The following is a 17,791-nucleotide window of genomic DNA, read 5'->3' as shown; positions in this document are numbered from 1 at the left end:
CCCTTGCGGGAGAAGGACGCTTGCTGGGTCGTCAGAACGGGAAGGGGTTCCGCTTTCGCGTGTAGGACAGGTACCCCACGTTGGCGCCCAGCCGCAGGCCCACGCCGGCGCGGATGGGCGCCAGCGTTACGCGGGACGCGCGCTGGTAGTTGACGCCCAGGCCGCCGACCACATAGGCCGAGCCCTCGACGCCAGGAAACCGCTGGAAGATCGTGGCCGGGTCTTCCAGGTCATAGCAGAGTGTGAACACGCGGCTTGCGTTACCGCCCAGGTCCCAGCCGATGGACGGGCCTTGCCAGTACACCGTCACCGGCTCGCGGTTCTTCATATAGAGCAGGCCGCGCCCATAGCGGACCCCGGCGAAGATCGCGACGGCGCCCTCCTCGCCAGCGATATATCCGGTCGGTCGGCGGTCCTGGTTCTGACTGAAGACGCGCTCGATCGCGCCGCCCGCGGCCTCGGCCGTGACCCCCAGAAAATCCGAGACGCTATTGACCAGCTCGTCCTCGGAGTAGGTCTCCACCCGGGGCGGCGGGTTGTTCGCCGGGTCGCGATAACCGCGCGGCGGCGGTGTGGAGCGTTCTGATCCGACGGGATATTCCGGGGTCTTGGCGACGCCCGGCATGGCGTTGGGATCGCCGATCGGCTCAGGCCGCTCCAGCACGCCGGACTCGTCACGCGATCGCGCCGGCGGCAGTTGGGTCTGCGCCAGCACCCGGCTGGCCGAGAGAGTCGCCAGGCCCGCGACGATCAGGGTGCGACGATGCATGAAACCTGTATCCTTAGAAAACGCCCCGTCCGTTGATTGCCGCGCTCCGGATTAATGGCCGATTAACCGTGCGGCCCCGCCGCCCTCGCGATCCCGGCGGAATGTGCTAGACGCAGCCACGATGACCACGCCTCTGTCCCACATCCGCAACTTCTCGATCGTCGCCCACATCGATCATGGCAAGTCGACCTTGTCGGACCGCCTGATCCAGGAGACGGGCGCGCTCACCCAGCGCGAGATGACCGAGCAGGTCCTCGACAACATGGACATCGAGCGCGAGCGCGGGATCACCATCAAGGCCCAGACGGTGCGCCTGCACTACAAGGCCGACGACGGCGAGACCTATGTCCTGAACCTGATGGACACCCCGGGCCACGTCGACTTCGCCTATGAGGTCAGCCGCAGCCTGGCCGCCTGCGAAGGCTCGATTCTGGTGGTGGACGCGAGCCAGGGCGTCGAGGCCCAGACGCTCGCCAACGTCTACCAGGCGCTGGACAACAACCACGAGATCGTCCCGGTCCTGAACAAGGCCGACCTGCCCGCCGCCGAGCCCGACCGGGTGCGCCAGCAGATCGAGGACGTCATCGGCCTGGACGCGTCGGACGCCATCCTCTGCTCGGCCAAGACGGGCCTAGGTATCCATGAGGTGCTGGAGGCCGTGGTCAAACGCCTGCCGCCGCCCAAGGGCGACCGCGACGCGCCCCTGAAGGCCCTGCTGGTCGACGCCTGGTACGATCCCTACCTGGGCGTCGTCGTCCTGGTCCGCGTGATCGACGGCGTGCTGAAATCCGGCCAACGCATCAAGATGATGCAGCAGGGCTCGACCCACTTGATCGACCGCGTCGGCTACTTCCGGCCAAAGCGCACCGAGGTTCAGGAGCTTGGGCCCGGCGAGATCGGCTTCATCACCGCCCAGATCAAGGAAGTCGCCCACGCCGCCGTCGGCGACACTATCACCGATGAGAAGAAGCCCGCCGCCGAAGCCCTGGCCGGCTTCCGCGACGTCCAGCCCGTGGTCTTCTGCGGCCTCTTCCCCGTGGACGCCGCCAAGTTCGAAGACCTGCGCGCCGCCATCGGCCGCCTGCGGCTGAACGACGCCTCCTTCAGCTACGAGATGGAGACCAGCGCCGCCTTGGGCTTCGGCTTCCGTTGCGGCTTCCTCGGCCTGCTGCACCTGGAGATCATCCAGGAGCGCCTCTCCCGCGAGTTCGACCTCGACCTGATCGCGACGGCGCCCAGCGTCGTCTACAAGGTGACCATGACCGACGGCTCGATCATCGAGCTGCACAACCCGGCCGACCTGCCCGATCCGGTGAAGATCGAAAGCATCGCCGAGCCCTGGATCAAGGCGACGATCTTCACGCCGGACGAATACCTCGGCGCGATCATCAAGCTTTGCCAGGACCGCCGCGGCGCCCAGCGTGAGCTATCCTACGTCGGGGCCCGCGCCATGGTCGTCTACGACCTGCCCCTGAACGAGGTCGTCTTCGACTTCTACGACCGCCTGAAGTCGATCTCGAAGGGCTACGCCTCCTTCGACTACGCCATCGAGGAGTACCGCACCGGCGACCTGGTGAAGATGTCGATCCTGGTCAACGCCGAACCCGTGGACGCGCTCTCCATGCTGGTCCACCGCGACCGCGCCGAGACCCGCGGCCGCGGCATGGTCGAGAAGATGAAGGACCTCATCAACCCGCACATGTTCCAGATCCCGATCCAGGCGGCCATCGGCGGCCGGATCGTGGCCCGCGAGACCGTGCGGGCGCTACGCAAGGACGTGACGGCCAAGTGTTACGGCGGCGACGCCAGCCGCAAGCGCAAGCTCCTCGACAAGCAGAAGGAGGGCAAGAAGCGCATGCGGCAGTTCGGCAAGGTCGAGATCCCGCAGGAAGCCTTCATCGCCGCCCTGAAGATGGACAGCGACTGAGGCCGAGGTTTCACGCAGCTAGAACGCGAGCCATCAGCGCCATGCCTCCAAGGGCGGCGGCGATGAAGGCGACGAGCCATACCCCGATCCACGGGAAGCCGGCGGCCGACCCCTTTCGGCTTGGCGTGTGGCGTCGCCACCAGTCCAGAGCCGCTGGATCAACCCACGTCAGGTAATCGGGGTCATTGAACTCCAGCGACTGGACGAGACGGCGTACCTCCTGAGCATGCTTGAGGGCCTCCTGCCGCTGAGCCGGCGGCCAGTGCTCCGGTGATCCCATGAGAAGTCGTCGCCACGCGTCCGCCTCGCGCGGGCTCGCCCCGCTCTCCTCAGAAATCAGGCTGAGCGGATCAATCCGCTTGAAGTATCGACGTCGTCGCGTCGCCCGACTGCTCCTAGCGATCACTGAAGCCCTGAACGTCCCCGAGCCCATCCTTCTGCGCTGGCTCATCCGTCTTCCGCCTAAGCCTTTCGCCATCATCCCGGACCACGCCGAACGGCCCGCCGCAGCCGACAGGTCCAAATTTCGCCGCAAGCTTGGCTATAACCGGAACTTCCCTCAACTTCAGGATCTCTGATCGTGCCCCGGATCGCAATTCTCGCCCTCATGGCGGCGGCCTTGGCCATCAGCGCCTGCAACACCGTCGCCGGCCTCGGCCGCGACGCCCAGTCCGCCGGCCGCGCGGTCACCGGCGCTGCGGAAGAGACGCGCCGTTAGGCTTTCATTCGGCCCACGGCGTGGGCATATGGCGCTCTATGGACGTCAAGCATCGCAAGCTCTGGCCATCGATCGGTCGCGGTCTGAGGGGCCGCTGCCCGCATTGCGGCGAGGGTGCGCTGTTCTCCAGCTACCTCAAGGTCAACGCCGCCTGCCCAGCCTGCGGCCACGACCTGTCGCGGTATCCTGCCGATGACGGTCCAGCCTATCTGACGATCCTGTTGGTCGGCCACCTGGTGGTCGGCCCGGCGCTCTTCTTCCCCATCGTCTGGGAAGCGTCGCCCCTCTACAGCGTGCCGATCAGCCTGACCGTCCTGGCGGCGGTGACGCTCGCCCTGCTGCCACGGGTCAAGGGCGGGTGGATCGGTCTGATGTACGCCATCAAGTCCACCGACGCCGACCACAAGCAGCATACCGCCGATTACGCCGACTAGCGCCTCAGGAACCTGGGCCGTGGCCGTTCGTTGCCTCCCTGACGCGGATCAACCGCAATGGAGGAACGCCCGTGACCCTTGGCACCATCCTGATCATCATCCTGATCCTGCTTCTGATCGGCGCCCTGCCGAGCTGGGGCCACAGCCGCAACTGGGGGTATTTCCCGTCCGGCGGCCTGGGTCTGGTGCTCGTCATCGTGATCATCCTGGTGCTGTTGGGACGCATATAGCGGGCTGACAGTTTCCAGCAGGCCCGAGCGCCGCTAGTTTCCCCCCGGAGTTCGGGGGGAAACTGGAATGTCGACTGAAACGGGCGCGTTCAAAGCGTCGTCCATGACGCCGTTGCAGCGGATCAACGCCATCCTCGGCGGCTCGGCCGGCAATATGGTCGAGTGGTACGACTGGTTCGCCTACTCGTCGTTCTCCCTCTATTTCGCCAAGCACTTCTTCCCCGCCGGCGATTCCACCGCCCAACTGCTGCAGGCGGCCGCAGTCTTCGCCGTAGGCTTCCTGGCGCGGCCGATCGGCGCCTGGCTGATGGGCCTTTACGCCGACTGGGCGGGACTGCGCGCGGCGCTGACGGCCTCAGTCTCGTTGATGAGCGTCGGCTCCTTCGCCATCGCCATCCTGCCGACCTACAGCCAGATCGGCCAGTTCGCGGCGATCGGCCTGGTTCTGGCGCGCCTCGTCCAGGGGCTCTCACTGGGCGGCGAATATGGCGCCAGCGCCACCTACATGTCCGAGATGGCCGGCAGCAAACACCGTGGCTTCTGGTCGTCGTTCCAATACCTGACCCTGATCGCTGGCCAGCTGACGGCCCTCGCTGTCCTCATCGTCCTGCAGAAGACCATGAGCGTCGAGGCGCTCGAGAGCTGGGGCTGGCGCATTCCCTTCGCCATCGGCGGTCTGCTCGCCATCGTCGTCTTCTGGATCAGGAGCGGCCTGCACGAGAGCAACGAGTACCTGCGCGCCAAGGCCGCCGGCGAGAAGGGCGGGACGCTGCGCCTGCTCAGGGAGCACCCAACAGAGTTCATGGCGATCCTGGGCCTGACCGCCGCCGGCTCTCTCTCGTTCTACGCCTACACAACCTACATGCAGAAGTTCCTGGTCAATACGACCGGCTTCACCAAAGACACCGCCACCGCGATCTCGGCCGGCGCTCTGGTGCTCTACATGTTCATCCAGCCGCTCTCGGGCTGGATCTCCGACTACGTCGGCCGCAAATACATGATCGCCATCAGCTTCACCCTCGGCGCCATCCTCACCTACCCGATCATGAGCATGATCGCCGTAACCGACTCGCCCTTCATCGCCTTCGTCCTGATGACGACGCTGGTGTTGGTGGTCTCAGGCTACAGCGCCTGCAACGCCGCGGTGAAGGCCGAGCTGTTGCCCGCCCATGTCCGCGCGCTCGGCGTCGCCCTGCCCTACGCCCTAGCCAACACCATCTTCGGCGGGACGGCGGAGTATGTTGCGCTCAAGTTCAAGGACGAGGGCCTGGAGAGCGGCTTCTACATCTATGTCTCAGTGGTCATGGCGATTTCGGCCGTCATCGCCTTCCGCATGCGCAACACCAACGTCACCAGCCTGATCCGCGACGATTGAGCCGATGCTGGCGCTGCTCAAACCCCTCGATATCGCAGCGCTCGGCCTCTTCGCCTTCTGCTGGCTGGCCTATGAGCCCGTTCTCGTGCGGCTGGCCCGGCGCAACGGCCAGGCGATCAACACGGACATGCACGTCATCCGCACGGCGTGGATGGGCAATATGGCGCGGCGTGAGAACCGGCTGGTGGACGGCGCCCTGCTGGGCAACGTCCTGAACTCGGCGTCCTTCTTCGCCTCGTCCAACCTGATCCTGATCGCGGCGGTCGCGAGCGCCCTGTTCAGCGGCGAGACCGCCTTCCGTAGCGCTTCAAGCCTCGTGGTGCTCAAGACCTCGACGCGGGCGCTCTTCGAGATGCAGCTGGGCCTCGTCCTGATCACCCTCGCCCGCGGCCTTCTGGACTACATCTGGGCGATCCGGCAACTGAACTACGCGATCGCCGCGATCGGCGCGGTGCCCTCCGAGACGGACCGCAGCGTCGAGTTCGGCGCGGTCATCGCCCGCCTTCTCAACCCCGCGCTGTCGTCGTTCAACGCGGGCGCACGAGGCTATTACTTCGCCCTGGCCGCCGCCGCCTGGCTGTTCGGCCCGCTGCCCTTCGTCATCGCGACCGTGGGCGCCGTCGTGCTTCTGTTGTGGCGACAACGGGGCTCGCGGGCGGCCGTGGCGATCGCCGACCTGCGCCGGATGATCGAGGACGAAGGCGACTGATCAGGCCTCTGCCGGCGTCTCATAGGCGTTCAGCAACATCGCCAGCATCGAGTAGTAGCCGACAATGCCCACCAGATCGCCGAGACCGCGGTCGCCGAGCGTGGCCTTCGCCGCGGCGAACTGATCATCATCCAGGCGACCGTCCTTCATCAGCGCCCTGACGGTCTCGTAGATAAGCGCCTGGTCAGCGGCCGGGAAGATCGGCTGACGATCGGCCTCCAGATCAACCAGGCAGGCGTCTGGCACGCCTGCGGCCACGGCGATCGGCCGGTGATGACCCCACTCATAGGCGCAACCCCAGCGATGGGCCGCGATCATGATCGCCAGCTCCGACAAGGCCGGCGACAGCGCGCTGCCGTAGCGCAGGAAGGCGCCCATCTCCTGGGCTTGATCGGCCAGGATCGGGCTGGCCAGCAACAGGTGGTGCGGGGCCAGCACCTTGCCGCGGGGGCCCGCGACGATGCGATCGTAGACGCCGCGCTGGGCGTCGCTCAGCGCTTCATAGGCGGCGGGCGCGTATCGCGGTGGGGTGTTCGTCATGACTTGTTTCGCTCCGGTCGGGCCGCGAAGCTAGCCTGAGCCGCGCATCGCTTCCACGGCTGAGGTGTTCTCTTCGGTCAAAGCTGAAGCGAGACGAACCTTGGCCGCACCCGCCACCGAACCTGTCACACCGTTTTTCGAGATGGCCGGACGAGCGCTGTCCGGCGACCCCGTCATGCTGCGCGGCTTCCTGGCCGTCCTGGGCGCCTTTTCAGTCCGCCTGATCGTCGCCGGCCTGATCCTGGCGGTGACCCTGTGGATCGCCCGCAGGCTGGGGGCGCTGGCCGAGAAGGCGCTGGAAAGGCTGCCGCACCATCAGCATCCGGCGGACAAGACCCTGGCGGTCTTTGTCTCGACCCTCGTAAAGTACATCGTCATCGCCGTCGGGCTGGTCGCGGTGCTCCAGCAGCTCGGCGTCCAGGCGACCTCGATACTGGCGGTCCTGGGCGCCGCCTCCCTGGCGATCGGCCTGGCGTTGCAGGGCACCCTGGGCAACGTCGCGGCCGGGGTGATGATCCTCTTGCTGCGGCCCTACCGCGCCGGCGACCTGGTCGAGCTGAACGGCCGCCAGGGCCGAGTGGCGGGCATGGACCTCTTCAACACCAAGCTGATGGGTTACGACGGCCTGACCGTCTACCTGCCCAACGGCAAGGTCTTCGCCGACATGATCGTCAATATCAGCCAGGCGGGCCGCCGCCGCATCGAGCTCACCTTCGGCGTCGACTACGAGGACGATCTGGACCTGGCGCTGGACCTGCTGAAAGAGATCGCCGCCGCCGAACCCCGCGTCCTGCAAGACCCTGCGCCGTGGGCCAAGGTCACCGCGTTGGGCGACAGCGCCGTAACGGTCATGTTGCGTTGCTGGACCAAGCCGCAGGACTACCTGAACACCGGCTTCGACCTCACAAAGCAGGTCAAGGAGACCTTCGAGGCCAGGGGCCTGAGTTTCCCCTACCCCCACCAGGTGTCGATTGAGCGCAGCGAAGCGCGACCTGACAGGGTCGACTAGAGGCCGAGTTCAGCTCGGGCCTTGCGGGTCAGCTTGGCGGCGATCAGCGTGTGGGCGTCCGCCAGCCAAGCCGTGACCTCGGCGTCGTCGAGACCTTCGACGTCATCGAAATAGACCCACTTCGCCCGCGCCAGATAGGGCGCCGGTCGCGCGCGGCCAGTCTCCGTCAGCACATCGAAGGCGATGTCGCTGGCCTTGAAAGAGGCGCCGCCTTGGCCCTGCACAGCGAACATCTTGCCGCCGACCTTGAACACCTGGTCCTCGCCCCACTGCACGGTCATGGTCGCCGCCGGCAAGGCCAGGGCGACGCGCTCGAAGGCTTGGGGCGTCACCTCAGGCCGAGACGCCAACGCCGATCGGGCAGCTGACGCCGGTGCCGCCGACGCCGCAGTAGCCATGCGGATTCTTAGCCAGGTACTGCTGGTGATAGTCCTCGGCGAAATAGAATGGCCCGCCGGGACGGATTTCGGTGGTGATCTCGCCGAAGCCCTCATCGGCCAGCGCTTGCTGGTAGGCGAGCTTGGACGCCTGGGCTTCGGCGGCCTGGGCGTCGTTCAGGGGATAGAGGCCAGAGCGGTACTGGGTGCCCACGTCATTGCCCTGGCGCATCCCTTGCGTCGGGTCATGGCCTTCCCAGAACACCTTCAAGAGCTCAGCGTAGGTGACCGCCTTCGGGTCGAAGACCACGAGCACCGCCTCAGTGTGGCCAGTGCGCCCCGTGCAGGTCTCCTCATAGGTCGGGTTGGGCGTATGGCCGGCGATATAGCCCACCGCCGTCACATAGACGCCCGGGACCTGCCAGAACTTGCGCTCCTCGCCCCAGAAACAGCCCATGGCGAAGATCGCGACCTCCAGCCCCTCAGGATAAGGACCCTTCAGCGGGCGCCCGTTCAGGAAGTGGGTCTCGGCGGTTGGAATGGGATGGGCGCGCCCCGGCAAGGCTTGCTCAGGCGTCGGCAGGTCCAGGGATTTGCGGCCGAAGATCATGGGAGGTTCCTCGTGTTCAGGCCCCAAGATAGGCGCTTCCCGCCTTTCTCCAAGCGGAGCTTGCGGGGCAAGACGTCCTGGCTATATTGCCCGCCTTCCGCGGGGGGCTGACCTCTCCTGACGTGTGGTGCGGTGGCCGAGTGGTTGAAGGCGCACGCTTGGAAAGCGTGTTTAGGTGAAAGCCTAACGTGGGTTCGAATCCCACTCGCACCGCCACGGACCCGGGCAACTGATCTCAGAACAGGCGCCCCGCGACTGAGCCTCTGAATAGACGGGGCTTTCAGCCGCAAATCCCAATCCTGCGCGAGCCGATCGCCCTCCCCGGCTCCCATCCGGGGCGACCTTCAAGGCCCAGTCTCTGCATCGTTGGATGGAGGGTGAGTTTGGCGTCAGTTCGCTGGAACAGGGAATATTTTGCATTCCGGGCGCTATATCAGGCGATCGAAGCGAAATTTGCCCCTGATCAGCCTAGAATACCTCGCCAGTTCCAAGACTTAGCTGGCGCTGTGAGCGCGTTCCTGTTCTTTCCGAAAACAGGCCCTGTTCGGCGCCATAACAGGCAATTAGATCGATCGTAACAGGGCCTGTTCTTCGGTCTAACAGGCGACGTCGAAGCTCCTGGCCGCCTGACGCACCAGGGCCAGCTGCTCGGGCCAGGCCGCCGGTAGGTCCTGCTGCATGAGCCATCCAAGCGTCAGGCCGAGAGGCTGGCGCCCCGCCAGGATCGCCTCCTGAATTTCTGGCGCAAGGAATGCGAGCCTGATCATGCGCCGGTAATAGGGCCGGTTCGGCGCCTCGGTGAGCACAGGTAGCTGCCGAGCGTCGGCAGCCACCATCGCATGCGCCGTGCGCAACGCCTTGATCAGGGCCCGGTCGTGTTGAACGCCCCGCGGCACGGCGCCCAGGATTTCGGTTCGACCGCCACGCAGCTGCATCCGCATGGGCGCGCTCAGGACCACGGCCTCGCCGTCGAGATGCAGGTGCTCTCCTCGCTCCGCTCGCGGTTGAACCCAGCCGCCGAGAGCGCCAGGCAGCCGGAGCCGCACGTGATCGCGGTGGATCTCGAGCCGCAGGACCTGCGCCAGCAGACCTGTCTGGCCTGGCGCGACGCCGCGAAGGAGCTCGGTGAGCCTGGCTTCCAGGCTGGCGACCGGGACGCGGCGGACTGCGTCATCGTTTTTCTTCCGGCGAGCGCCTTGTTGCAGCGGCGCCGACACGTAGTAGCGGTAGACCTGACCACCCGGCTTGTGGGTGAAGGTTGGGCTCATCGGCTGACCATCTTCGTCGAAGATACGCCCAGCGAGGACCGGGCGCGCTACACGCGCGGCCCGCTCCCGCACTCCGCTGCGATGGGCACTCAGAGATTGCTGCACCTGGTCGAAGACCTCGGCCTCGACAATCGGGGTGTGCAAGCCCGGATAGGCCGCGTCCTTGTGGATGATCTGGCCGCGGTAGACGCGGTTGCTCAGCAGATGGAAGAGCGCGCCGCGGCTGAAAGGCAGGCCGCCAACACTACGCCCCTTAGCCGTCGTTCGGGCCTTTGAGACGATCCCCTGCGCTTCGGTCCGGCGCTGCACCGCGTGGACGGATCCAAGCTGGAGGTAGGCGCTGAAGAGGCAACGGACGGTGTCCGCCTCGGCTGGATTGACGACCAGGATCCTGTCGGTGCCCGTAGGCAGGTCATACCCCAGGGGCGGTGTGCCCCCCATCCACATGCCCTTCTTCTTCGAAGCCGCGATCTTGTCGCGGATGCGCTCGCCGGTGACCTCACGCTCGAACTGCGCGAAGGAGAGCAGCACATTGAGGGTCAGTCGCCCCATAGAGCTGGTGGTGTTGAACGCCTGGGTGACGGAGACGAAGCTCACCTGGCGCGCATCGAACACCTCAACCATGCGAGCGAAGTCGGCCAAGGAACGGGTGAGGCGGTCGATCTTATAGACCACGACCACATCGACCTTGCCGGCGGAGATGTCCGCCATCAGCCGCTTCAGCGCCGGCCGTTCCATGGTTCCGCCCGAGAACCCGCCGTCGTCGTAAACCTCCGGCAGGGTCCTCCAGCCTTCGCCCACCTGGCTCTTCACATAGGCCGCACACGCTTCGCGCTGCGCATTCAGAGTGTTGAAGGCCTGCTCTAGCCCTTCTTCGGAGCTCTTGCGGGTGTAGATGGCGCAGCGGATTCGGCGAACGCTCACGGCTAAGCGTCGCGCAGGCCGAAGAAGCGTGGACCGTTCCAGCGCGTGCCGGCAATGGCGGTCGCGACCGCCGAGAGGCTTCTGTAGACGGTCCCGTTCCAGCGGAATCCCCGATCGACCACCTCCACCTCAACGCGCTCGCCCTGCCAGTGACGGCTGAGCACGGCGCCCGCCCCCAGCGACAGGCCCTCAGCCTGGACAGCGCCGCTACGTTTGAGCTGCCGTCGAACCTCGAGAGACAGGCCCCCACTCGCCTCCGCCTGGATCCGCCAGGCCAGGCAAAGGCGCAGCAGTTCCACCGAGCGGAGAGCCGGCGGCGCTCCGTACCGCCGGCGCCAAGCCTCGCGCAGTCCCTCCAGGTCCAGCGGGCTCAGAGCTGCGACCTCGCCGAGCGCGTCGGCTCTCATTGGGCATCACCCGATTGGGTGATGGCGTAGCGACGCACCCCATCAACCTTGGCCCACGAGATCGAATGTCCCCGTTTCTTCAGCGATCCCGCGATCGCCCCGCGCACGGAGTGGGCCTGCCAGCCGGTCTCCGACATTAAGGCTTGAAGGGTGGCGCCGCCCGGCTCGGACAGTTGCACCACCAGCCGATCAAGCTTGCTCGTGGCTGGCGCTGGAGCGGCGGGAGCGGCCGCCTTTGAACGGGTCGTCTTGCTTTTCATGGCTTGTCCTCGGTTGAGGCGCCGGCGGGTCGCCGGCGCTACCGAGGTGAGCCCGGCGGCGGCCGGGCTGGGGACAACAGCGCGTCTTTGTGGACGGAAGTCCAGCGCTGGTCGCCCCCTGTTACGCGAATCGCAAGGTTCTGGCATTGTTCACTGTATGAGCCATGATCAGATGTCGCTGACCGATCGCCCCCTCGCTGTTGTTTATCGTCCGATTAACGAGCTGAAGCCTGACCCTCGCAATGCGCGCACCCACCCTAAGCGGCAGGTGGAGCAGATCGTCAGCTCGATCCGCACCTTTGGGTTCACCAACCCCCTGCTGGTGGATGGGCAAGGCGCCATCATCGCCGGACACGGCCGGCTGCTTGCGGCCAAGATGCTGGAGCTCAGCGAGGTTCCGACCATCGCCCTGGTCGGCCTCACCGAGCCGCAGAAACGCGCCTTGCGGCTAGCAGACAACAAGATCGCCCTGGGAGCCGGCTGGGACCTGGACATCCTCAAGCTGGAGCTGGGCGAGCTGGCGGCTATCGACGTCGATTTTGATCTGAGTGTCACGGGTTTCTCGGCCGGAGAGATCGACGTGGTGCTGAAGACGGCTCTCGATCCGGACGACGATGTCATCCCACCAGTTCCGCAGACACCTCGCACCCAGGTCGGCGACATCTGGATCCTGGGCGAGCACAGGGTGGGCTGTGGCGACGGCAGGGACATCGCTTTCGTGCAGTCCGTCGTAGGTCAGGGCGCCCGCATCGACGCAGCGTTCCTTGACCCGCCCTACAACGTTCGCATCAACGGCCACGCCAACGCCAAAGGCCGTCACCGTGAGTTCGCGATGGCTTCGGGTGAGATGAGCGACGGGCAGTTCCGCGCATTCCTGACTGAAACCCTCGGCGCCTGCGCCCAGGTGTCACGTGACGGCGCCGTCCACTTCGTCTGCATGGACTGGCGTCACATGGCCGACGTGGAGGCTGTCGGCGCAGAAGTATTCGGCGACCTGTTGAACGTCTGCGTCTGGAACAAGTCCAACGCCGGCATGGGGTCGCTCTACCGCTCCAAGCATGAGCTGGTCTTCGTCTACAAAGTGGGAGCAGCAGCGCACTTCAACGCCGTGGAGCTGGGCCGCCACGGTCGCAACCGCACCAACGTGTGGGATTACGCATCGGTGAACTCCCTCAAAGGTAGCCGGCGCGAAGATCTGGCCCTGCACCCGACGGTCAAGCCGGTGGCTCTGGTGGCGGACGCGCTGTGCGACGTCACGCGCCGCGGCGACCTCGTCCTCGACACCTTCCTGGGTTCTGGAACCAGCCTGATCGCGGCCGAGCGGACAGGTCGTCGGTTCCGCGGCCTGGACATCGACCCAGCCTATGTCGACGTGGCCGTCGAACGCTGGGCAGCCTTGACCGGCGGCGAGCCCCATCTGCTCAAGGCGGGCTCGGCATGACCTCCAGCCGGTTCCAGAAGGGCCACAGCGGCAACCCGAAAGGCCGGCCTAAAGCCAAGCCCGAGGAGCGGGTCTCAGCCTTTGACATTGTCATCGATCGAACCCTAACCGTCGTTCAGGGCGGTCAGGAGCGCGAGCTCACGGTCGAGGAAGCGTTACAGCTAAAGACCTACCAGGACGCGATCGGGGGCAGCCGTCTGGCGCAACGCGAAATCCTGAAGATGATTAGGAAGCGCGAACAGGCCATGAGCGCCAGACAGCCAGTTCGATCTGGCGTCACGCTGCGCGCCCAAACTGACGATCCGCGCAATGCCGACCAGGCGATGGTCCTTCTCGGCATTGCCAACGCCGATAATGATCCTGTCCCTGGCCTCAAGCTGCAGGGCTGGGCGGTTCAAGCGGCCCTGACCCGTCGGGGCCGCCGCGCCTTGTGGGTCAAAGAGCTCGCAGAGGTGCGCCGGTGCGTCCAAAACCCAGAGGAGATCAAGTGGCCGCGGGGGAGCGCCGGCTGGGTGAAGGTCGACGAGTAGGATTGAGCAGCATTGTCACGTTGATGCCGCTAATGCCGCTAATGCCGGTCGGCTAGTAGCTCCAGATCGGCCGTCGATGTTCTCCAGGCCGCCTACGCCGAGGCTTTTAGCGAGGGGAGTTTGGCCGTAGGACAGCCCGTATTTAGGTTCCTGATATCGGAGACGTGTTGACCTCCGACTGCGTGCACCGCCACGCACTTCGGGCTTGGGTCTCTTGCGCCGCCGCCGGCAAGCCCGCGGACTTTCCCCATTTAATTCGCCGCATTCCGTCACGACGCGGCTTCGGGCGCGATGAGTTCACTCAACTTGCGTATCGAAGGCGAAGAACCGCGGAGCATCTGCTCCTGAAGGTCCGGCGCCAGGAAGGCTAGCCTGGCGAGCTGACGCTTGTAGAGGTTGGACGGAGCAGACGGCCTGCGATCCTACGGGGCGGCGCTGAAGGAGATCGGCAACGTCGATCGTCAGAAGGTCGGCCGCTGGTTCAACAACCGGGCTGAGAATTCACATCAGCCATTCCGACGACGAGAGCGCGCCATGGAGCGGTTTCGAAGGATGAAGACCCTTCAGAAGTTCGCCGCCGTCCACGGCGCCGTCCACAACCACTTCAATCAGGACCGCTACCTTATCAGCAGAGACCTCTACCGAGAACGACGCTCAGCCGCCTTGGCTGAATGGCGGGAGGTCATGGCCTAAGCGAGCTGCGTCCCCTGCCCGGAGTCCGCCCGACCGGAGACAAGTAGCGTTAAACTGAGAGCACCATTCTGACCTCGGGATATCGAGGGACTGCGGGTGAAGGGCGACGAATGCGGTCATCGGAACCCTTGAGAACGACAGAGGCGACTTAAATCCGTCGCAAAATTCCTATATCGTGGAAATATGGAAACCAATCTAGCCGTCGCAAGCCTCCCGGCTCTCGCCCACGAGGTCCGCCTCTCCACTTTCCGCCTGTTGGTGCAAGCCGGGCCTGACGGCCTGGCGGCGGGCGAAGTGGCGCGACGCCTGGGTGTGCTGCCGCCAGCAACCTTTTCGAACTCGCGGTCGCGGCCGCCATCAGCCTGTTCGGCTTCTCTTCGGGCGCGGCGCTTGCCACCGTCGTGGGTGTGCTGATCGCAGTGCCTTTGATGCTCACCATCGTCGCCGTCGTGAACCGCTCAAGGGGTTGGTACCAGCGCGGCGCGGCCGTCCAGCGCGTGGCCGAGCGGTGCCGGAACACCTTGGCCCTGGTGGAGGCCGCGGGCTTCCGACCTGACGTAGTCGACTACCTGTCCGTTGGCAGGACCAAGCCGCAGCTTCTGAAACGGCTCGCCGCAATGGGCGCCAAGCCACGGGACATATTGCGCCAAGGCGGGACGCCGGCCGCGGAGCTTGACCTTCTTGATGTAAGCGTCGGAGACGACACCACACTCGCCGCCATGGTTGCCCGCCCAATTTTGGTGAACCGACCCATCGTCGCTACACCCAAAGGCGTGAAAATCACCCGACCTTCGGAGGCGGTCCTAACTCACCTCGATGCGAAACCTACTACTTTCACCAAGGAAGATGGTGAGGAGCTACGATTTCCTACGGAAGCGCCGTGCGCTACGGAATGATCCGGGACATCCTTGAGCTCCCAGTATCCAAGCGCCAAGAAGAGCAACTTCTTGCTGCCGGATGTGAGACTGTTGTCTTGGTCGGCGGTGGCAGCTTAGAAGCGCACAGCCGCATGCTAGGATTTCTTGAAAAACTTCGGGCAGGAGACACCTTGACGGTATGTGGTCTGGAGGCATTTTACCTGCCTCCCCGCCAGATGATGAGAAGCTTAAAAAACCTTCTCCAGACGGGCGTCTTCCTTGAGGTCATCGGTAAGAATGCGCGGATTTCGAAGATCACGCCGTCAGACGACGTGATTGACTTGATGGATCTTATCTCGCGAGAAGAGATCCGCTGGCTCGGTCGGTCAGGCGAAACCGATAGGCCATTTGGTGATCTATCTGCTTTCCAAATCGACTACGCTAAACGCCTACGGAAACAAGGAATTTCCATGCGATATATTGGTCAGATATTTCGCCTTTCTCCTCTTGATCTCGAACGTGCCCTTCGCGATTAAACATAATCCAGCGCCGTAAGAACAGTCGCCCCCCGTTACATGGCGCCATAGCGAAGTCACTGAGCCGACGTTCTAGGCGTTAAGGGCCGACTTCGCGGTTGTGACTGCCGAAATCCGGCGCTGACCATTTATGCGCTCAAGCTGCACAATAATGTCGATCACCGAGGCAGCGTATTCGACAGTCTCATTGCGCGTTAGACCGATGCCCGTTTGCATCGCCATCAAGGCAATCTGGTCCAGTGCGCCCCGAGGTGAATTCGCGTGCACAGTTGAGAACGAGCCAGGATGCCCGGTGTTGATCACCCTCAGGAAGCTGACCGTTTCTTTCCCACGCAGCTCGCCCACGACGATCCTGTCAGGGCGGAGCCGCAACGCGGCCTGAACAAGCTCATCCGTCGAGACCCGCGCCTCGCCAAGTTCGCCCTTCACCGCGATCAAACCCACGCCGTTTTCACTCGGCAACTTCAGCTCGGCGGTATCTTCAACAAGCACGACGCGATCCTCCCGGGGGAGTTCGCGCAACATCGCATTCAGGAAGGTCGTTTTCCCGGTCGACGTGCCGCCGGAAACCAGGATCGTCTGCCGGCGCGCAATGGCGTCCCTCAGGTAGGCGATCGGAGACGCGCGCGGGTCGAGCGCCGGCGGCGGGGCCGCGGTCTCTAGGCTCCCGTGATCGTAGGCGTCGAGCGGCAGGTCAATCAGCCGATGTCGGCGGATGGCCAAGGCCCAATCACCGCGCGTCGCGGGCGGACCGCAGAGCTGGATGCGCTCACCGCCCGGCAGGGTCGCGGCCAGGAGAGGATGCTGCCGATTGACCCCCTGATGGCTGGCCCGCGCGACTTGTTCGGCAAGCCGTTGCAGGAGGACGTTATCCACCTCAGGAAGCTCGATGCGTCTCATGCCGGGATAGGCGGCGTCTTCGACCCAGAGCTCACCGGGCCTGTTGACCAGGATTTCCGTCACCGTCTCGCGATGGAGCCAGGGTCGGAACGGCGCCAGATAGGCGTCCAGATAGACGCTGACCGGCTTCTCCACGCCAGACCCTCCCGCAAGCGCCACGACCTTGGCGTCGCTCACTGGGTCGCCACTTTCGAGAAATCCAGATCGCGCGCGGTGAAGACGCGGATCGGTTCACCCTGGCGCACACGGATCGTCGGCCCAATCTGACCGCTTTGACCGACCGCAGCGGCCGCGGCCGACTGTGTTTGGCCGCCAATGATGACAGAGGCGCCGTTGCCCCCGATGGCCGAAAGGCCGCCCACGACAGACAGCAGCATCGCCGAGCCGAAACGTTCGAAGAAGTGGTTATTGACCTGGCCAGCGAGGCCGGTTTCGCCGCCGAAGGACGTGGCGGGCGAGGCGATGTTAACTGAGACCCCATCGGGCCGGATGAGGCGCGACCACACCACATAGGCCCGCTTCTGGCCGGCTTGCATTCCGCTCTTGTACTGGCCGATCAGGCGCGAGGACCGCGGAATCATGATGCGCGTGCCGTCGAAGCCGCGGACATCGCTGGAAACGACGGCGCGGACATAGCCGGGTATGTCGGTATCGATGGCGGTCTCCAGGACGGCCGGGATCAGGGTGCCCTGGGTGACGGTCGTTTGTGGGTTGATGCCGGCCGTCGCCACAGCAGAACCGCCGCCGATGCCGCCAATCCGATTGGCGAATTCCTCGTTCGGACCTCCGGTCGCCGGTGAGGCGCCCGCCGCCCCCGCGGCGCCTACCGGCACGCCCGCAGGAAGCGCGCTTGCGTCAAACACAACCGTGGGCGTCGACAGCGGGTTGCTGAGGGTCATCTGGGTGTTTGGCGACACGCCCAAGACCGCCTGGGGCGCCGGCGCCTGCAGAGGCAGCGGCGTGAAGGCTTCCGCGGGCAAGGCGTAAGGCGCTTCTGTCGGCGCCGTGTTCGGCGAGACCTGCAGCTGGCCGTTGGGCGCCGCCGCCGGGACAGCCTGCCTTTGACCCTCGCTCATGCTTGTGAAGGTGACCGCACCGAGGAGAGCGACCACAGCCACGCCCGCCACGAGGGTCATGGCCTCAGACCGACCCTTGCGCTGACTGACCGCCGGCAAGGTGTTTCGCGTCGCCAGACTAATGATCTCCGCGCCCTCGGCGTCACGTGGGTCACGTTGAACCAGGACGGGCAGGCGCTCGTAGCGGAGAGTTTCACGCAT

General features: G+C 65.1%; 22 protein-coding genes and 1 tRNA gene. 13 read left to right on the top strand and 10 right to left on the bottom strand.

Features of this window, described 5'->3' with window-relative positions:
* Positions 1–31: 31 nt before the first annotated feature.
* Entirely contained in the window at positions 32–769 is a 738-nt protein-coding gene (locus BN1313_RS06155; RefSeq protein ID WP_091737862.1) for a DUF1134 domain-containing protein, read from the bottom strand.
* A gap of 121 nt (positions 770–890) precedes the next feature.
* Here BN1313_RS06155 and lepA point away from each other — a divergent pair, with 121 nt between their 5' ends.
* On the top strand, positions 891–2,696 hold the full coding sequence (gene lepA / locus BN1313_RS06150; protein ID WP_091737859.1) for a translation elongation factor 4: 1,806 nt from the start codon (positions 891–893) through the stop codon (positions 2,694–2,696).
* 10 nt (positions 2,697–2,706) lie between these two features.
* Here the strand turns inward: lepA and BN1313_RS06145 are convergent, their stop codons facing one another.
* Positions 2,707–2,976 (bottom strand): hypothetical protein, encoded by a 270-nt coding sequence (locus tag BN1313_RS06145; RefSeq protein ID WP_091737857.1) that lies wholly within the window; start codon positions 2,974–2,976, stop codon positions 2,707–2,709.
* A 300-nt stretch (positions 2,977–3,276) separates the two neighbouring features.
* Here BN1313_RS06145 and BN1313_RS06135 point away from each other — a divergent pair, with 300 nt between their 5' ends.
* The 5 genes from BN1313_RS06135 (at position 3,277) to BN1313_RS06115 (ending at position 6,162) form a co-directional block, all read left to right on the top strand.
* Positions 3,277–3,414 carry an entericidin A/B family lipoprotein gene (locus tag BN1313_RS06135; protein ID WP_091737852.1) on the top strand — a complete coding sequence of 46 codons (138 nt, stop codon included), beginning with the start codon at positions 3,277–3,279 and terminating at the stop codon, positions 3,412–3,414.
* A 38-nt stretch (positions 3,415–3,452) separates the two neighbouring features.
* On the top strand, positions 3,453–3,848 hold the full coding sequence (locus BN1313_RS06130) for a DUF983 domain-containing protein (protein ID WP_091737849.1): 396 nt from the start codon (positions 3,453–3,455) through the stop codon (positions 3,846–3,848).
* 71 nt (positions 3,849–3,919) lie between these two features.
* The gene (locus BN1313_RS06125) at positions 3,920–4,078 is read left to right on the top strand and encodes a DUF3309 family protein (protein WP_091737846.1); all 159 of its coding nucleotides are present in this window, start codon (positions 3,920–3,922) and stop codon (positions 4,076–4,078) included.
* A 67-nt stretch (positions 4,079–4,145) separates the two neighbouring features.
* Positions 4,146–5,453: an MFS transporter gene (locus BN1313_RS06120; protein ID WP_091737843.1), complete on the top strand. Its 1,308-nt coding sequence runs from the start codon at positions 4,146–4,148 to the stop codon at positions 5,451–5,453.
* A 4-nt stretch (positions 5,454–5,457) separates the two neighbouring features.
* Positions 5,458–6,162, top strand: a complete 705-nt coding sequence (locus BN1313_RS06115; RefSeq protein ID WP_091737839.1) for a DUF599 domain-containing protein — start codon at positions 5,458–5,460, stop codon at positions 6,160–6,162.
* Here the strand turns inward: BN1313_RS06115 and BN1313_RS06110 are convergent, their stop codons facing one another.
* Positions 6,163–6,702: a carboxymuconolactone decarboxylase family protein gene (locus tag BN1313_RS06110; protein WP_091737837.1), complete on the bottom strand. Its 540-nt coding sequence runs from the start codon at positions 6,700–6,702 to the stop codon at positions 6,163–6,165.
* Between the two features lie 100 nt (positions 6,703–6,802).
* Between BN1313_RS06110 and BN1313_RS06105 the strand changes: the two genes are divergently transcribed.
* Positions 6,803–7,711 (top strand): mechanosensitive ion channel family protein, encoded by a 909-nt coding sequence (locus BN1313_RS06105; protein ID WP_091737834.1) that lies wholly within the window; start codon positions 6,803–6,805, stop codon positions 7,709–7,711.
* Here the strand turns inward: BN1313_RS06105 and BN1313_RS06100 are convergent.
* Positions 7,708–8,043 (bottom strand): MmcQ/YjbR family DNA-binding protein, encoded by a 336-nt coding sequence (locus BN1313_RS06100; RefSeq protein WP_091742420.1) that lies wholly within the window; start codon positions 8,041–8,043, stop codon positions 7,708–7,710. The two genes, BN1313_RS06105 and BN1313_RS06100, sit on opposite strands and share 4 nt — an antisense overlap.
* Position 8,044: 1 nt before the next feature.
* Positions 8,045–8,698, bottom strand: a complete 654-nt coding sequence (gene msrA / locus BN1313_RS06095) for a peptide-methionine (S)-S-oxide reductase MsrA (RefSeq protein ID WP_091737831.1) — start codon at positions 8,696–8,698, stop codon at positions 8,045–8,047.
* Positions 8,699–8,824: 126 nt separating this feature from the next.
* Between msrA and BN1313_RS06090 the strand changes: the two genes are divergently transcribed.
* A tRNA-Ser gene (locus tag BN1313_RS06090) sits at positions 8,825–8,914 on the top strand.
* A gap of 380 nt (positions 8,915–9,294) precedes the next feature.
* Here BN1313_RS06090 and BN1313_RS06085 read toward each other — a convergent pair.
* Genes BN1313_RS06085 through BN1313_RS06075 form a run of 3 tightly spaced genes read right to left on the bottom strand, consistent with a single transcriptional unit; the run spans position 9,295 to position 11,557 of the window.
* Positions 9,295–10,890, bottom strand: a complete 1,596-nt coding sequence (locus BN1313_RS06085; protein WP_091737828.1) for a recombinase family protein — start codon at positions 10,888–10,890, stop codon at positions 9,295–9,297.
* 2 nt (positions 10,891–10,892) lie between these two features.
* The gene (locus tag BN1313_RS06080; RefSeq protein ID WP_091737825.1) at positions 10,893–11,297 is read right to left on the bottom strand and encodes a DUF2924 domain-containing protein; all 405 of its coding nucleotides are present in this window, start codon (positions 11,295–11,297) and stop codon (positions 10,893–10,895) included.
* Positions 11,294–11,557, bottom strand: coding sequence for a DUF3489 domain-containing protein (locus BN1313_RS06075; RefSeq protein WP_091737823.1), 264 nt, complete (start codon positions 11,555–11,557; stop codon positions 11,294–11,296). Before BN1313_RS06075 ends, BN1313_RS06080 begins: the two co-directional genes overlap by 4 nt.
* Before the next feature lie 172 nt (positions 11,558–11,729).
* On the opposite strand from BN1313_RS06075, the gene BN1313_RS06070 reads away from it, so the two are divergent.
* From BN1313_RS06070 to BN1313_RS16270, 5 genes are all read left to right on the top strand, one after another.
* Positions 11,730–12,998: a site-specific DNA-methyltransferase gene (locus BN1313_RS06070; RefSeq protein WP_218054324.1), complete on the top strand. Its 1,269-nt coding sequence runs from the start codon at positions 11,730–11,732 to the stop codon at positions 12,996–12,998.
* The gene (locus BN1313_RS06065; protein ID WP_091737817.1) at positions 12,995–13,528 is read left to right on the top strand and encodes a DUF5681 domain-containing protein; all 534 of its coding nucleotides are present in this window, start codon (positions 12,995–12,997) and stop codon (positions 13,526–13,528) included. Before BN1313_RS06070 ends, BN1313_RS06065 begins: the two co-directional genes overlap by 4 nt.
* 396 nt (positions 13,529–13,924) lie before the next feature.
* Positions 13,925–14,221, top strand: a complete 297-nt coding sequence (locus tag BN1313_RS06060; RefSeq protein WP_218054323.1) for a DDE-type integrase/transposase/recombinase — start codon at positions 13,925–13,927, stop codon at positions 14,219–14,221.
* Positions 14,222–14,649: 428 nt separating this feature from the next.
* Positions 14,650–15,117: an ArsC/Spx/MgsR family protein gene (locus tag BN1313_RS06050; protein ID WP_091742417.1), complete on the top strand. Its 468-nt coding sequence runs from the start codon at positions 14,650–14,652 to the stop codon at positions 15,115–15,117.
* Positions 15,102–15,614 carry a hypothetical protein gene (locus BN1313_RS16270; RefSeq protein ID WP_218054322.1) on the top strand — a complete coding sequence of 171 codons (513 nt, stop codon included), beginning with the start codon at positions 15,102–15,104 and terminating at the stop codon, positions 15,612–15,614. The genes BN1313_RS06050 and BN1313_RS16270 overlap by 16 nt, the downstream gene beginning before the upstream one ends.
* 72 nt (positions 15,615–15,686) lie before the next feature.
* On the opposite strand, the gene virB11 is transcribed toward BN1313_RS16270, so the two are convergent.
* Together virB11 and BN1313_RS06040 are read right to left on the bottom strand one after the other, a co-directional pair.
* Positions 15,687–16,691, bottom strand: coding sequence for a P-type DNA transfer ATPase VirB11 (virB11, locus tag BN1313_RS06045; RefSeq protein WP_091737814.1), 1,005 nt, complete (start codon positions 16,689–16,691; stop codon positions 15,687–15,689).
* Positions 16,688–17,791, bottom strand: coding sequence for a TrbI/VirB10 family protein (locus BN1313_RS06040; protein WP_091737811.1), 1,104 nt, complete (start codon positions 17,789–17,791; stop codon positions 16,688–16,690). The genes virB11 and BN1313_RS06040 overlap by 4 nt, the downstream gene beginning before the upstream one ends.

The sequence above is a fragment of the Phenylobacterium immobile (ATCC 35973) genome (genome assembly GCF_001375595.1).
Classification (GTDB): domain Bacteria; phylum Pseudomonadota; class Alphaproteobacteria; order Caulobacterales; family Caulobacteraceae; genus Phenylobacterium; species Phenylobacterium immobile.
This window is presented reverse-complemented; position numbering and strand designations above follow the sequence as displayed.